The following is a 15394-nucleotide window of genomic DNA, read 5'->3' on the forward strand; positions in this document are numbered from 1 at the left end:
TTGATCAAGTGATTGAAAAAAAGGGTGTTAAATAAACTAATCCTTTTATGGTAGACCTTCATAATATGAATCTTGAGTTATTACTTCAAAGTTTTATTTCATATTTGATACTACTTCTTAACTACGTCAACCCCTTTAAGTGTTTTTCTTTTTTTACAGGATTAGATTAATTGATGAATACTTTAATCAATTAATCTAATATGAAATACTTTAAATTTTTATTATTGTCTATTTTACTTGGAGGATGTCAACTATTCGATCGGTCCAGTGAGGAATTAGGTACTTTTACTTATTATCAACATATAGATGAATTACCTCCTGTTTATTCTGAGCATGAGTTTATTCAGGGTACTGCTTATTTTTATTTTGTAGATAAAGACTCTTCGATAATATCAGATTTGTATGAATATGATGATTTATCACCCGTAACTGTTCCCGTTGAGATTTCATCAAAATATAAAAATGAAGACGTGTATAGAGTTTCTTTGGTTCTTCAAACTTGGGATTATACTGATGAGTTAATATCACATTTAGTATATAAAGAAGTGAACTTACAAAATAGGAGCACTTCAGATGAAGATCATATTCTAGAAAGAAAATATACTTTTCCAATTGGTTGTACAGTGTATTTAGAAACAAAAAGCCGTTCTATTCAAATAAAGGAGTCAGAAGATGAGAGTACTAATACTATGGATGTAACGATAACAGGTAACTTAGAAGGAGATTACAGTGCACATTTATTAATTTATCATTCAACATATAATATCAAAGCCTATTTACCATTGTATTTTTTTGATGAAAATGAGAAAGTTTTTTCAGTGGATGATTTAAAGTCCACTAAAGCTGCAATTAATACAAGACCAATTGATTTGAGAAACACTTATAAAGGATTTGCAAGATTAAATTTGAATAATGCTTCTGCAGAGTTATTAGTAATACATACTGTCGAACTGAACGGCGAATTTGAATTTCCTAAGGTTTTAATAAATAAGGGAAATATAAACTACTATTTTACAAGGTATTATACAGCACCTTCTACAAATACGTCTTCTTATGCTGTTGCTGATTATCAACTAGGTAACTTTGATCTGGATTATTTTAACCCCTTATCTGAGAAGGAATTAATTAACTCTTATTCTATTGATAATGGGGAAAGTTTGGTTTATCCAAATCAAGCTATTGTAGATGAATACTGGATACGTACAATATATAAACCTTTTGATCTTGAAGATTTGGGGATGAATAATACTCTTATTTTAGTTGTAATAGGAACAAATGCTATACACAATTTTAAACCGCTTCTACATCCAAAAATAAGAGAAATTGAAAAAAGGTTTGATGTTGAGTTATCAGAATTAACAGAATCAGAAAAATGGATTGATGTTGCAGGCAACTATGTTGAAGGTTTGAATACAAATATCAAATATGAAATGAGGGTGAATATATTTAACCATTAAAAAAAGCTGAGTGCACATTAAAGTGTACTCAGCTTCCATTAAATCTATTAATTCCAAAACTTAGTTATTAGTTCCTAACTCCTAACTCCTAACTTCTACCTAAACTTAAACCAGTCCTGCAGATACAAGATATTCAGCAATTTGAACTGTGTTAGTTGCTGCACCTTTTCTTAAGTTATCTGCAACGATCCACATGTTCACTGTTTTCTCTTGAGTTTCGTCTCTTCTAATACGACCTACGAAAGTTTCGTCTCTGTTGTGAGATGTCAACGGCATAGGGTAAACGTTGTTTGCTGGATCGTCTTGGATGATGATGCCAGGAGCATCAGCAAGGATCTGACGTAATTCAGCTTCGTCGAATTCGTTTTCGAACTCAATGTTTACAGATTCAGAGTGACCACCAACTGTAGGGATACGAACTGTAGTAGCAGTAACTTTTACAGAATCGTCCTCTAAGATTTTCTTAGTTTCATTGATCATCTTCATTTCCTCTTTAGTGTAACCATTGTCTTGGAATACATCGATGTGAGGAAGAACGTTTAAGTCAATTGTATGAGGGTAAACTTTGTTTACTTCTTGCTCTTGACCTGCAGAAACAGCTCTTTCAGCGAACAATTGATCTACTGCAGCTTTACCAGAACCAGTTACTGATTGGTAAGTAGAAACTACAACACGTTTGATTTTATATTTTTCGTGCAAAGGTCCGATAGCCACAATCATTTGGATTGTAGAACAGTTCGGGTTTGCAATAATTTTATCTTCTTTAGTTAAAGACTTTGCATTTACTTCAGGTACGATCAATTTCTTCGATGGATCCATTCTCCATGCAGAAGAGTTGTCGATTACTGTAGCACCTGCTTCAGCAAATTTTGGAGCGTACTCTAAAGATGTACCACCTCCAGCAGAGAAAATAGCGATATCCGGCTTCTGAGCGATAGCGTCTTCAGCTGTAACTACAGTGTATTCTTTTCCATCGTAAGTGAATTTCTTACCTGCAGATCTTGCTGATGCTACTAATAATAACTCATCGAAGTGGAAACCTCTTTCTTTGATAACGTTTAGGATTTGTTCTCCCACAAGTCCTGTTGCTCCTACTACTGCTAGTTTCATATGTTGAAATAAATAGTGTTGATTCGTTTGTTTTTAAATCATCGCATCACATAAGTAAGAAATCGTTCCAACACGTTTTTACTTAGTTTTTTGATTACGATGTAAAAGTAAAAAATCATTTTTTAATAAATGATTATTCTATTCGATTTATACAAAAATAACACACCGTGTTATAAATAAAACAGCATCAATTTCCTTTAAATGAGATTGATGCTGTTTTGATTAGACTATTTGATGTATCCCTTATAGTACGTTTTTACTATTCTTAGCTAAATCATACAGTAACTCTCGGGCTCTGTGTAATTGTGCTTTAATCGTACCTAGAGGTGCTTCTAGTTCTGCGGCAATCTCGTCATAAGATTTTTCCTCAAAATATCTAAGCTTTACTAATCTTTGGTATTTAGGAGGTAGCAAGCTTACAAACTCATGTACAATCTGAATTTTTTGTTTCTTGATTGCTTCTTCATGAGGTGTTAGGCCTGAATCCTGAATGTTCATACTCATTGTATCACCGTCTTTGTTGGTCACTTCGGCGTCAATAGAATATGTTTCTAATTTCTTTTTACGGATAAAGTCAATAGCATTATTCGACCCAATTCTGAAGAGCCATGTACTGAACGTATAATCCTTTTTAAACTTTGATAGGTTTTTGAATGCTTTAGCAAAGGCTTCGATAGTTAAATCTTCGGCATCATCGACATTCCTTACCATTTTCAGTATTGTATGATATACTGATTTACGGTAACGGCCCATCAACTTCGCATATGCCTGTTCATCTCCGGCAATAGCTTGATCTATTAATTCAAAGTCTTCTAGTGCTTTTTGGGAAAACTGTCTCTCTAAATCCATGTGTTACGTTTCGAGATCACTGAGGATGCTCCAATTATAATTTGATATGCAATAAGCATGAAGTCCATAATAGGAATAAACCACCAACTAAACTTTGTATTCGTCATTCTCGTGAATTTTCTAGTACAGATCGTGATGGCAACTAATCGAATTATCAACAAAAGGGATAAATACAATAAATTTGCCACATTTAGTGGTAGTAATAGTAAATATATAAAATATACTGATAGGTGCGAAGTACTTAAGGCACCTAAAAGCAATTTATTTGATAATTTATAGTGATGTCCGGCACTTAAATGCCTTAATTTTTGAAAATACCATTTTTTCCAAGTGGACGGTGGCTGACTATATGTCAGACTATCTGGGTGAATGATTGTTGCCGTATTGTCTTTGTTTGCCACTTGATTGATAAATAAGTCATCATCACCACTCAACACATTTTTATGACTTTCAAACCCATTTCCTGATGTATAAAGTGCTTTTGTATAGGCAATATTTCTACCCACCCCCATGTAATTGATGCCTATTCGACTAAATGAGACATATTGTAAGGCAGTGATTAAGGTTTCAAACTGTGTAAATTTTTCTACTAAACGTCCATGTTTAGGTAGGTACCACCCAATGCCTAAAGTAAGTGGATGAGTCGATAACCTAGCCGTCATTAATTTTATCCATTGATTAGAAGCAGGTACACAATCGGCATCTGTAAATAATAATTGATTGTATTTCGCTTGAGGAATACCTTTACTTAAAGCAAATTTTTTAGGGCTGATTGCTCCAAAATTATCATCAATTACTATTTCCTTTATAATGTTATGTTTTTGTTGATATTCCCTAATTATCCTAGAAGATTGGTCAGAACTACGATCATTTATAATGATGATTTCAAATTCTGGATACTCTTGATTTACTAAATGATCCAAGAGTGTGGGTAAGTGATGTTCCTCGTTTCTTGCGGCTACAATTACACTTACGCCCTCATTATTTGATGTTGGATGATGACGTTCTACTTTCCACTGAGAAGGGACAATAATGCACCATAATATTAACTGAGGAAGTAGAAATGCAGCGTAAAGTAGTTCAAAAAAGTATTCTTGAATAAAATCGAGCATCAAGTTTTTTGTTTCTTTTTCTTTGCGGCAGGGAATAAGATATTATTCAATATCAAACGGTAACCCGGAGAGTTGGGATGAAGGTTTAAATCGGTGGGTTCTTCACCTACTAAATGCTGATAATCTTCTGGATCGTGACCACCATAAAACGTCCAAGTACCTTTACCGTATGTTCCGTGGATGTATCGTACTTCATTCGCTTCTGCTGTTTCGCCCATCACAATCACATCTGACTTTACTAAATGCTTTTTAAAGGCCGTTGTTTGTCCCATAAAACCTTTAATATTTTGCTGATGATTTTGTGAAAGCATCGTAGGAATAGGGTCCCATTTTGCAGAGAAAGAGAAGAGTTTGAAGAAATCATTTCCTTCTGTTAAACCTCTTTCGTAGTACTGATTATCAATATTTGAATATTCGTATTTGTAAGGATCCATATACAATTTGAAATCCTTAAAGGCGAATGTTTTAGAATAATCAAGTTTGGATTGAGCAGCTGGATCGGCAGGGTCACCATCATACATGAAATCACAAATATCTACTCCTTCAGCAGATAAAGCGATGTCGTAAGTATCCGTAGCTGAACACATGGCAAACAAGAATCCTCCACCCGCACAGAAATCTCTAATTTTTTTAGCTACCCCCAATTTCAATTGAGAAACTTTACTAAACCCGTGCTTTTGGGCAGAAGCTTCGAATTTCTTTTGGTTATCAATGTACCATTTCTGACGACCATAGGCTCTAAAAAACTTGCCGTATTGACCAGTAAAATCCTCATGGTGTAAATGCAGCCAATCGTATTTCGGAAGAAGATCCGCAATTACTTCATCATCAAAAATGACATCGTAAGGAATTTCTGCGTAGGTAAGTACTAAAGTTACCGCATCATCCCAAGGCATTTTTGATGGAGGAGAATATACTGCAATTTTAGGAGGAACATCCAATCGCATGATATCCATATTAGCTTCAGGATGTTCAATTTCTCTTTTTATTTGCAAAGCATCTGCATCAGAAATCACATCATAGGATACCCCACGGACAATCATTTCGTTTTCGAATTCCTGAGCATACTTAAAAAGGAAGCTTCCGCCTCTAAAATTGAGGAGCCATTCTGCTTCAACATCTTTTTGAAGTACCCAATAAGTTATGCCATAGGCTTTTAAATGATTGGTCTGGGTGACATCCATAGGTACCAAAATATAATTGGCCAAACCTATAAATGGAAGTAATAAAAGTCCGAGAAGGGAAAATATATATTTTGATGTTCTTTGCATCTATAATTTTATTATTCAAAAAATGGATGAATTAGGGTTAGATTTACCTTCGTTAAGTCTTGTCAGCTTCACTAAATTCAATCTTGAACTATCAAAATGCAATTCATTTACGAAAGATTGAAGAATTTTACGATTTTTTTTCATCGAACCTTAGATATAATTATAAAAGTAGTAATTTAGGTCGCTGTAAATTAAACGATTAACGATTCATTGACTAATGCTACTATTTACAAGAGTGGGTACTTTGTGTACTTTTCTTTTTCTAAGCTATTCTCTTTTTTCACAAACTCCTCGTCCTTCTTTGGGGAATATTCCATTGGGTGCATCAGCCCAAGCAAAAGGAAATCAACACCTTTTTTCTGATGATGTTTGGGGAAGTTTCAACGATCTATCTTCAATACTTTTACCTGCGTCTGAAGTTGGGGTAACACATCGAAGTATATTTCAAGAAGTGGCCTATTCTGCTATTGGAATCGTTCATCCAATTCATTCAGACTGGTCAACTTTTCTAGGTATTCAAAGTATTGGGGATGCCTATCTATCTGAGCAATCTATTGATTTAGGTACTGTGCATAAAATTGGTATTATTCGATTAGGAGGAGGTATTTCTTACAATCAATTACGAGCAGAGGGAGTAAATACCCTTCAATTAATCACCTTTAATTTTGCTGTTCGAACGAAGTTATCGTCAAAAGTTTCTTTGGGAGTGGCCATGAAAAACGTAGGTCAATCGATGTATAAAGAAGGCATATTTGGAGCGGATAAATCATCATTATTGGCATTTGGTCTTCATTATCAAATCAATTCGTTTTTTAAGTTTTCTACTTCATTTGAAAGGGAAAAGTATCAACCAATTCAATTTAAATCGGGGTTTGAGTACCAATGGAAGAAGTATTTGTTTCTCAGAGGTGGCGTTCAAATGTTTCCTTTTGATATTAGCTTAGGAAGCGGATTTCATCATAAAAAATGGAAAGTCGATTATGCTTTCTCTACTGACGATGTATTTGCATGGTCTCATCAGTTTTCAATTTGTTATGTCATTAGAAAATTGAAATCATGAGAAAATATATCTTAGGTCTCATCTTTCTGATGACGCATCAAATAGTAGCCCAAAACGCTGAAGAACAATCTACTCTGGAGAAAGTTTTTTCAGATCAAGAGTTAGAATTAATGTCCACTCAAGAAATTGATTATTGGTTAGATTTATTTGCTCATCCCAAAGACATCAATAAGTTAAAACCTTATCAATTGATGGAAATTTATGGCTTAACCTACGATGAGTTAACTGTTTTTCTAGAGTACAAAGAGACATTTGGCAAACTGATTAATATTAGAGAAATTGATCGTTTAGATTGGGTAGAATCCACAAAAAAACGAGTGAAGCAAGCTACTTTTATTGATTCAAAGGATAAAGAATCACTTTCAGCAAAAGACCGTTGGCAATTGCCCGATCAGCATTTTTTAATGTTAAATACAAGTCTTAAAATCCCTTTTGATGATGAATTAATTGTACCGTTTTCAACTCAGTTGAGGGGAAGGTGGACTAGAAAAAATGACTATAGTGTGGGAGTGAATATTCAACATCAAAATGACGAACTGTTTACCTGGAATCCTAAGTCATATGATTTTGGAACAAGCTATTCCTCCGCACATGTGGCTTTGTATAACAAAGGAAAATTTCAAAAAATAATATTAGGTGATTATCAAATGATCGGGGGACAAGGATTGGTGTTTGGTGGCGGTTATTTTCTAGGGAAAGGAGGAGATCCGTTATTGAGTGTGTATAGAGGACAAGATGGAATTAGACCTTATAATTCAATGGCCAACGATAATTTCTTTAGGGGAGCAGCCACAGATATATCATGGTCTAAATCGCTTAACTCTGAAGTGTTTGTTGGGTATCAAAAGAAGGAGGCATATGTTCAAGTTTCTGATGATGATGAGTTAGTAAAAAGAGAAATTGAAGAAAAGATATATGGAGCTAGATTAGGGTATCATCAAGAACTATTTGATGTACATTTAAATACTTTGATGGGAAATTATGATCAAGAAATAAAAATGAATTTGAGGAATGATTCACTTGGAATCTTTTCAGGAAAATCATTTATCAACACATCATTTGATGTCAGCTTTCGATATCAGAATTTCCATGTAGTTTCTGAAGTGGCTACTTCTTTAGATAATAGCTATGCTTTGAATACAACGTTATTCACTCATCTTTTAAAAGGGGTGGATTGGGTGATTTTATATCGTAAATATTCACCTAATTATGTAGCTCCTTATGCGAATAGCCTTGGTGAATTAAGTCGTGTAAGTAACGAGGAAGGTTTGTACATGGGACTAAAATTGGAACAGTACAAGAAATGGGGATTGAATTTATTTTTTGATGTTTTTAAATTCCCATATGCTACCTATCAGCAAGATGCAGGTAGAGAAGGAGTAGAGTTTAGAGGAAGTGGTTGGTATAAAGTGAAGAAAGGGCAGAAATTACAATTCGAGGGTAGTTTTCAGGAAAAAGGAGCGTATTATTTAGCAGATAGTAGTAAAGTAAAATTGTACGGAAAAAAACAGACTATAAAAGGAAGTCTAAGGTATTTGGTAGAAGTTTCAAAGCATTTAAATTGGACACTTAGAGCACAAGGAAGCTATAACAAAGAAAGAGAGGTTTCGGAGTTGGGATATATGATTTATCAAGACTTGAATTGGGATTGGGAAAAGAAATTTTATTTGTCTACCAGATTGGCATTTTTTGATGCACCAAGTTTTTCTACTCGTTTATATGCTTATGAAAAAAACATAAGATACGCCTACTCTTTTCCTCCATATTATGGTGTAGGTTGGCGGTTTTATGTTTTATCAAAATATAGATTTGGCAACGGACATTATTTTTCTGCAAGATGGAGTAGAACAAAGAAAGAAGTGAATATTGAAAATGTTGATGATGAAAATTCAATTCATCAAATTAATTTTCAATTTGTATTGAAGATATAAAAAAGGCCGACTCATTAATAATGAGACGGCCTCTTTAGTATGTGATAAGATACGATTATTCGTTGAATACACCCATTTGAGAGAATTTCTCAATACGGTTGTTTTTCAAAGTAATAGTATCTAGTTTTTCTAACTCTTCTACTTCTTCAAGAATTGTTTTCTTCATGATTTCGAACATTTCTTGAGGGTTAGTATGAGCACCACCTAGTGGTTCAGGAATAATTTTGTCGATCAAACCAAAAGACTTCATATCCTTAGCTGTTAACTTTAATGCTTCAGCAGCTTGTTCTTTGTAATCCCAGCTTCTCCAAAGAATTGAAGAACAAGATTCAGGAGAGATCACAGAGTACCAAGTGTTTTCTAACATCATTACTGAGTCACCAATAGCGATACCTAAAGCACCACCAGAAGCTCCTTCACCAATAACGATACAGATCACTGGAACTGTTAATTTAAACATCTCCTTCAAGTTTTTAGCAATTGCTTCTGCTTGACCTCTTTCCTCAGCTTCAATACCAGGGAAAGCACCAGGAGTGTCAATAAAAGTAACAACAGGCTTTCTAAATTTCTCCGCTAATTGCATTAAACGAAGAGCTTTTCTGTAGCCTTCAGGGTTAGCCATACCAAAGTTACGCAATTGACGTTGCTTTGTGTTTCTACCCTTTTGCTGACCAATCATCATGAAAGTTTTTCCATTGATTGTTCCAAGACCACCGACCATCGCTTTATCATCACCAAAAGCTCTGTCGCCGTGAAGCTCTACAAATTCGTCAGTGATTTGATAAATATAGTCAAGAGTGTAAGGTCTGTCAGCATGACGAGAAAGCTGAACTCTTTGCCAACGAGTAAGATTTTCAAAAGTACTTTTTTTCAATTGAGTAATTTTACTTTCCAATTCGTTTATAGCGGCACTAACATCTACATTGTTTTGTGATGCAAGCTCTCTCATGTCTTCAAGTTTCGCTTCGAGTTCTGCGATAGGTTTCTCGAAATCTAGCAGTGTACTTTGATCCATTGCTGCGAAAAAATTTGTTATGTATAAGTTTTAGTATCTAATAGATGACTAAACAATTAATTTTCAATTGACAAACATAAGCAATAAAGTTCGGAAAGGAATATTTTATACGTTAAATCATACGAAAAAAGCCCCATCTAATTAAAGATGAGGCTCATATTCAGTTTTTTATGATTTAAGCCACTCCTGCGAATGCTTCAGAAACATTTAGAATATGGTCTCCAATTCTTTCCATTGAAGCCAATAAGTCGTTGTATGCAAGCATTTGTGGTGCTTCGACATCTGGAGTTTCGTTAGAGCGTTCTAAGTGTTTACGTCTCAATTCTTTTCTCTTGGCATTGACTTCTTTTTCAGCTTGATTAGCTTTATCAAGGTCAATCTCTTTTGCATCCATGTTTTCTAACATAATGTTGAAAGCATTGGTTACAACTTGTAGGAAGTCATCTAAATCGGCTTTTTGCTCATCAGAAAGCCAAATCTTCTCGTCATAACGTTTTTCGATAGTAAACGTCATACCTTTATAGATATCTCCAATTCTTTCAATTTCGTGAGCAGCTCTCAATAATGAGTTAACTTCTTGAATTTGAGAAGATGATAATTGTTGATCTTTTGATATTTTAGAAAGGAAGATACTCACATCATTGTGCATTTCGTCGGTACTTTCTTCCAACTTACGCAACCTTGAGATGTAACCTTTTCTTTCTTTTTTATTCTCTTTACTTCCTTGGAAGATTTTTCTACAAGAGTTGATTTCTTTAGCAGAGATATTAGCGAAACGTTTAATTTCGTTTCTTGCCTGTTCAATACCTGCTTCGTTAGCGATAGGTCTACCGTCAGAAATAAACTCTAAGCTATATTCGTGTTCATCTTCTTTTTCAGGAACCATCTTGATTACCACATCACGGATTTGTTTCACGAAGAATACCATGATGAATGTATTGATAATGTTGAAGGTTGTATGGAAGATTGATAATGCTACAGGAACTGCTTCAGCAGTAGTTCTTGGGTCATTCTGTCCAAAATATTCTTGAGATATATATACAATAAAGTTCAAGAAGAATGGATATATTAATAACATCCATATGACCCCTGTCACGTTAAAAATAAGATGGGCTCGAGCTGAACGTTTTGCATTCGTATTACCAACAATAGCAGCAAGGTTGGCAGTAATTGTTGTACCAATGTTTTCACCTAATACCATTGCAGCTGCTACATCAAAAGGAATAACACCTTGGTTACACAATACCAAAGTTAAAGCCATTGCAGCTGAAGATGACTGAACTACAATTGTAATTAAAGTACCAACTATTACAAAAGCCGCTGGTGCGAAAATACCTAAAGATGAGTGAATAACCTCTAAGAATTGTAACTGGTCAGCACTGAATTCTGGTACTGCTTTCTTTAAGAAATCTAATCCAATAAATAATAAGGCAAAACCAATTAAAGTGTTACCCCAATCTTTAATTTTTTTAGAGTTAGCAAACATCATTGGGAATGCGATAGCGATAATTGGAGTCGCTAATGTGGCCATTTTAACCTTGAATCCAAGGATTGAAATGATCCATGCGGTTACAGTTGTACCCACATTTGCTCCCATAATTACACCAATCGATTGTGTTAAGCTAAGTAATCCTGCATTTACAAAACTAACTACCATTACAGTAGTTGCAGAAGAAGATTGAATAATCGTGGTGATCAAAAAACCGGTAAAAACACCAGCAATTCTATTTGATGTCATTGCAGAAAGAATAGATTTCATTTTATCTCCTGCAACATTTTGTATACCCTCACTCATAATTTTCATCCCGTAGATGAAAAGACCAAGTGAACCAACAAGTTTTAAAAACTCAAAAATACCAAATTCCATATCTTAAGTATAAACGACGAATTCAATTTTGGTTGAATTTAGAACCCCAAAGTAACTCAATATCTATCGTACTACCTTAAAAAAGATACGAATTAATAATTTGTTAACCTTGGAAGAAAATATTAGTAAATTCTAAAGCTTATTTTATATCAGTTTCTTATGAATTTTGAATGAAAATAATACAATAAAAAATTACTAACGCGCAATTATTCAACTTTAATTAGATATATCATAATAAGTTACTAAAGTACACCATTAAAAATAGATATTATTTGCAATTCGGAAGGTATTGGCGTGTGCTTCTATAATAATATGAAGTTGTGGAGAGTAACCTCCTCCCATGCTTATTGCTACAGGTACATTATGATCATGACAATATTTTAAAACAATTTCATCTCTTTCTTTACAACCTTGAATTGACATCCCTAATTTACCTAATTTATCACTGCTCAATATATCAACTCCTGATAAGAAAAAGACAAATTGAGGTTCGATCTCATTAAAAAGTACATCAATATATTTTTTGAGTATACTTAAGTAAGTACTATCTGTTGTTTGATCTTCTAATGGAATGTCTAAATCAGATTTTTCTTTATGCATGGGATAATTGTTCTTTCCATGCATGCTAAATGTAAAAACTTTAGGATTGTCTTGGAAGATTTCTGCCGTTCCATTTCCCTGATGTACATCAAGGTCTATGATGAGAATACGTTCTAGTCCTTTTTCTTGGATTAAATAATTAGCAGCAACAGCAAAATCATTCAATAAACAAAATCCCTCACCGTGGTCGGTATATGCATGATGCGTACCTCCAGCAATGTTCATTGCTACTCCATTCTGAAAAGCAAATTCAGTACACTCAATAGTTCCTTGTGTAATAATGAGCTCCCTTTTTACTAATGCATCCGACATAGGTAAACCAATTTTTCGGGCTTCCCTGTAGCTAATCGTTTGATTTTTTAATTTTTCCCAATACTCTTTTGTATGGGTGGATAAAACATATTTTTCATCTACTGGATCGGGTGAAAATATATTATCCTCTGTAATTGTTCCTTCATACAATAACTGTTCGATTAAAAGCGGGTATTTATCCATTGGAAAACGATGTCCTGCTTCTACCGGATGACCATAACATGGATGATAAGCTATTTTAAGCATGAATAAATTTAATTTTTCGATTAATACGTTTGAGCAGATAACATGACTAATGTACATGCTTCTTCAAAGTAAATATTTGCTTCACTAAGTTTTTGATAAAAGATTGGGTTTTCCGTTCCGGGGTTAAAAATGACTCTTTTTGGTTTTAATGATATGATGTAATCCATCCAATTATCTTGGTTTTGTGGTCCTACATACATTGTTACGGTATCCACATCGTCTATAAAAGGTTGATCGTTGATAATTTCCTGACCATTAGCCACTTTTCCTTTTTTTATTCCAAGCGGAACAATTTCATGTCCATTATCAGTTAGTCTTTGTGATGCAAAATAGGCATAGCGACTTTGGTTGGGGGTGGCTCCGATAATGACGGTTTTTTTCATAGGATTTAAATGACAAAAGATGAAACAGATATTATTAAATAAAATTCTAATATTTAGAACTAGAGTAACTTATCAAAATTAGTATAATTTAATTTTGTAATATATATTGTGATTAAATAAAAACTAAACTCATTTTACAAATTTTTTCTAACTATGAAATTTTTACTTCAAATATTGTTACTGTTAATTGTATCATTTTGTTTTGCTCAAAAATCATCTCCTACCAAAACCAAATTCGGAAAAATATCCGATAAAGAGTGGAATCTTACAACTTATGATAAAGATCCTAATGCTGATAAAGTAATACTTCATGATGTTGGAGTTGTAAATTTTAGAGTATTTAGTGGATATGGTGTAGTAGAATTAAAAAGAAACAAAAGGATAAAGTATTTGAAAGAATCAAGTTTATCTGGTAACGTATTTCAATTTTTATTACCGAAATCTATACAAGATGATGGCTTACATTTAAAAGCTAATGTATTTAGTAAGGTGGGTAAGAAAGAAATAAAAAATGATGTTGAAATAAAGGAAATACAATCAAATAGTCATTATCAATTAATAGAAGTTTCAATACCATCTGTAAAGGTGGGAGATATTGTTGATATAGAATATAAATCTTATAGTGATAGTTATGCTTACCCAATTACTCCTTGGTATTTTCAAAATGACGTTCCTACATTATTAAGTGAGTTAACCTTTAATCATGATGAAAGAGATGATTATACCTACTATCAGAATTATCAATATCCACTTGAATTAGTTTATGAAGGAAGGGTCGAAAGAAAAGAAATGGTACAGGCTAGAAGGAGTAATAATAATATGAACAAAAACTTTGGAGGAACAAATTATAGAGCCACTGCAACTGTTCAAACTTCAAAATGGTTATTAACAAAAACTTGGCGTTTAACTGATATACCAGCCTTTAAAGAGGAAGATTTTGTTCTTAATGATAACTTTAAAAAGCCCTATATCTTCTTTGATTTAGTATCTATTTCAAATATGCCCCTTACTGCTACTTCAGGTGCACAAGTCGCTTACGTTTCTAATGGTACAATTAATAAATATCACTCGTATTCTGATTCTTGGAATGCAGTAAGTTCTAGGTTGAAAAATGATATACCATTAGGAGGAAACTTATTTTCAAATATTACTGATGATCTGAAAAAGAAAAGTATTACTAATGTAGAAAAAGCAAGTACACTTTATGCAGAAGTACAAAAGCACTATAATTGGAATGGGGGGCAAGCAACGAGTATTTCAGAGGAATATATAAAGAAAGGTTATAAAACGGGTGTCTCTAATGTAGCTGGTATTAATATCTCGTTGTATAAAGCTTTAAAAGATATGGGATTTGATGTGAACCTTATGTACACGAGTATGAAAGGTAATGGTGTTTTAGTAAAGCCAACTTACTTTCTATTAGACTATGTTATTGTTAATTTAAACTTAGAAGGGAAATCTTATTATTTAGATGCAACACAAAAAACATATGGTTTAAAAACTATACCTATTAATCTTTTAAACAAGTATTTCTTAGTCGTTTCAAAAAATGATGGATTAAATAATAAAGTATTCAGATTAGAATCAAAGGAATATTATTATGTTAGAAATGTTTTGGAGTTTACGGTAGATGATGAATTGAATGCTCAAGGAAACCAAACTATTTCATTTAAAGGGTATGCCAACTTAAAGGATGATGAAAGTATTGACTTCGTGAAGTTGTCGCAGAAAGGAAAAAACTCTTTAATAGAAAAATCAAATGATAAGGTGAATTATGATGTAGAAATCGACAATTTTATTCTTAAAGATTCATTAGGTTATTATCTTGATTTAGGGCAAATAAATTACACTCTAAAACCAGTTTTCAAGAAAAATGAACAAAGGAAATATGAAGTTGAATTTCAAACAAGACAAAGTTACAAAGACATAATTCAAATTACTCTTCCAAAGGAATACTCTATAGAAAATACTAAAGCACCAATTAAAATTAATTTGAAAAATAATGGTGGAACTTTTTCATATTCAATTTCTCAGATGGGAAATGTGATTACTATCATGATAAATTGTAAATATAATCAATATGTTTACCTATTAAGTGATTACAAAAATTTAACTATGTTTTCTTCTGAAATTCAGAAACTCGAAAATAATAAACTACGATTAAAAACTTTGATGTAGAGT

General features: G+C 33.2%; 12 protein-coding genes. 4 read left to right on the plus strand and 8 right to left on the minus strand.

Features of this window, described 5'->3' with window-relative positions; translation table 11 throughout:
* Positions 1 to 200: 200 nt before the first annotated feature.
* Positions 201 to 1457, plus strand: a complete 1257-nt coding sequence (locus KMW28_RS03085) for a hypothetical protein (protein ID WP_169664943.1) — start codon at positions 201 to 203, stop codon at positions 1455 to 1457.
* Positions 1458 to 1562: 105 nt separating this feature from the next.
* Here KMW28_RS03085 and KMW28_RS03090 read toward each other — a convergent pair whose 3' ends face one another.
* The 4 genes from KMW28_RS03090 to KMW28_RS03105 form a co-directional block, all read right to left on the minus strand.
* Positions 1563 to 2567 carry an aspartate-semialdehyde dehydrogenase gene (locus KMW28_RS03090; RefSeq protein ID WP_066210203.1) on the minus strand — a complete coding sequence of 335 codons (1005 nt, stop codon included), beginning with the start codon at positions 2565 to 2567 and terminating at the stop codon, positions 1563 to 1565.
* A gap of 243 nt (positions 2568 to 2810) precedes the next feature.
* A complete protein-coding gene (locus tag KMW28_RS03095) occupies positions 2811 to 3416 on the minus strand; it encodes a sigma-70 family RNA polymerase sigma factor (protein ID WP_066210202.1) in 606 nt (201 codons plus the stop codon).
* A complete protein-coding gene (locus tag KMW28_RS03100; RefSeq protein ID WP_169664942.1) occupies positions 3407 to 4528 on the minus strand; it encodes a glycosyltransferase in 1122 nt (373 codons plus the stop codon). Before KMW28_RS03100 ends, KMW28_RS03095 begins: the two co-directional genes overlap by 10 nt.
* Complete coding sequence (locus KMW28_RS03105) at positions 4528 to 5799, minus strand: asparagine synthetase B (protein ID WP_169664941.1); 1272 nt, start codon at positions 5797 to 5799, stop codon at positions 4528 to 4530. The genes KMW28_RS03100 and KMW28_RS03105 overlap by 1 nt, the downstream gene beginning before the upstream one ends.
* Positions 5800 to 6016: 217 nt before the next feature.
* Between KMW28_RS03105 and KMW28_RS03110 the strand changes: the two genes are divergently transcribed.
* Together KMW28_RS03110 and KMW28_RS03115 are read left to right on the plus strand one after the other, a co-directional pair.
* Positions 6017 to 6859 carry a PorV/PorQ family protein gene (locus KMW28_RS03110; RefSeq protein ID WP_169664940.1) on the plus strand — a complete coding sequence of 281 codons (843 nt, stop codon included), beginning with the start codon at positions 6017 to 6019 and terminating at the stop codon, positions 6857 to 6859.
* On the plus strand, positions 6856 to 8790 hold the full coding sequence (locus KMW28_RS03115) for a hypothetical protein (protein WP_169664939.1): 1935 nt from the start codon (positions 6856 to 6858) through the stop codon (positions 8788 to 8790). Before KMW28_RS03110 ends, KMW28_RS03115 begins: the two co-directional genes overlap by 4 nt.
* Before the next feature lie 55 nt (positions 8791 to 8845).
* Here the strand turns inward: KMW28_RS03115 and KMW28_RS03120 are convergent, their stop codons facing one another.
* The 4 genes from KMW28_RS03120 to KMW28_RS03135 all read right to left on the minus strand — a co-directional run bounded on the left by KMW28_RS03120 (position 8846) and on the right by KMW28_RS03135 (position 13213).
* Positions 8846 to 9805: an acetyl-CoA carboxylase carboxyltransferase subunit alpha gene (locus tag KMW28_RS03120; RefSeq protein WP_066210197.1), complete on the minus strand. Its 960-nt coding sequence runs from the start codon at positions 9803 to 9805 to the stop codon at positions 8846 to 8848.
* A 175-nt stretch (positions 9806 to 9980) separates the two neighbouring features.
* Complete coding sequence (locus tag KMW28_RS03125; RefSeq protein ID WP_169664938.1) at positions 9981 to 11672, minus strand: Na/Pi cotransporter family protein; 1692 nt, start codon at positions 11670 to 11672, stop codon at positions 9981 to 9983.
* A gap of 255 nt (positions 11673 to 11927) precedes the next feature.
* Entirely contained in the window at positions 11928 to 12830 is a 903-nt protein-coding gene (locus tag KMW28_RS03130) for a histone deacetylase family protein (protein ID WP_169664937.1), read from the minus strand.
* 20 nt (positions 12831 to 12850) lie between these two features.
* Complete coding sequence (locus tag KMW28_RS03135; protein ID WP_169664936.1) at positions 12851 to 13213, minus strand: CoA-binding protein; 363 nt, start codon at positions 13211 to 13213, stop codon at positions 12851 to 12853.
* Positions 13214 to 13366: 153 nt separating this feature from the next.
* Here KMW28_RS03135 and KMW28_RS03140 point away from each other — a divergent pair, with 153 nt between their 5' ends.
* Positions 13367 to 15391: a hypothetical protein gene (locus tag KMW28_RS03140; protein WP_169664935.1), complete on the plus strand. Its 2025-nt coding sequence runs from the start codon at positions 13367 to 13369 to the stop codon at positions 15389 to 15391.
* Positions 15392 to 15394: the final 3 nt, after the last annotated feature.

This window comes from Flammeovirga yaeyamensis (assembly GCF_018736045.1).
GTDB lineage: Bacteria > Bacteroidota > Bacteroidia > Cytophagales > Flammeovirgaceae > Flammeovirga > Flammeovirga yaeyamensis.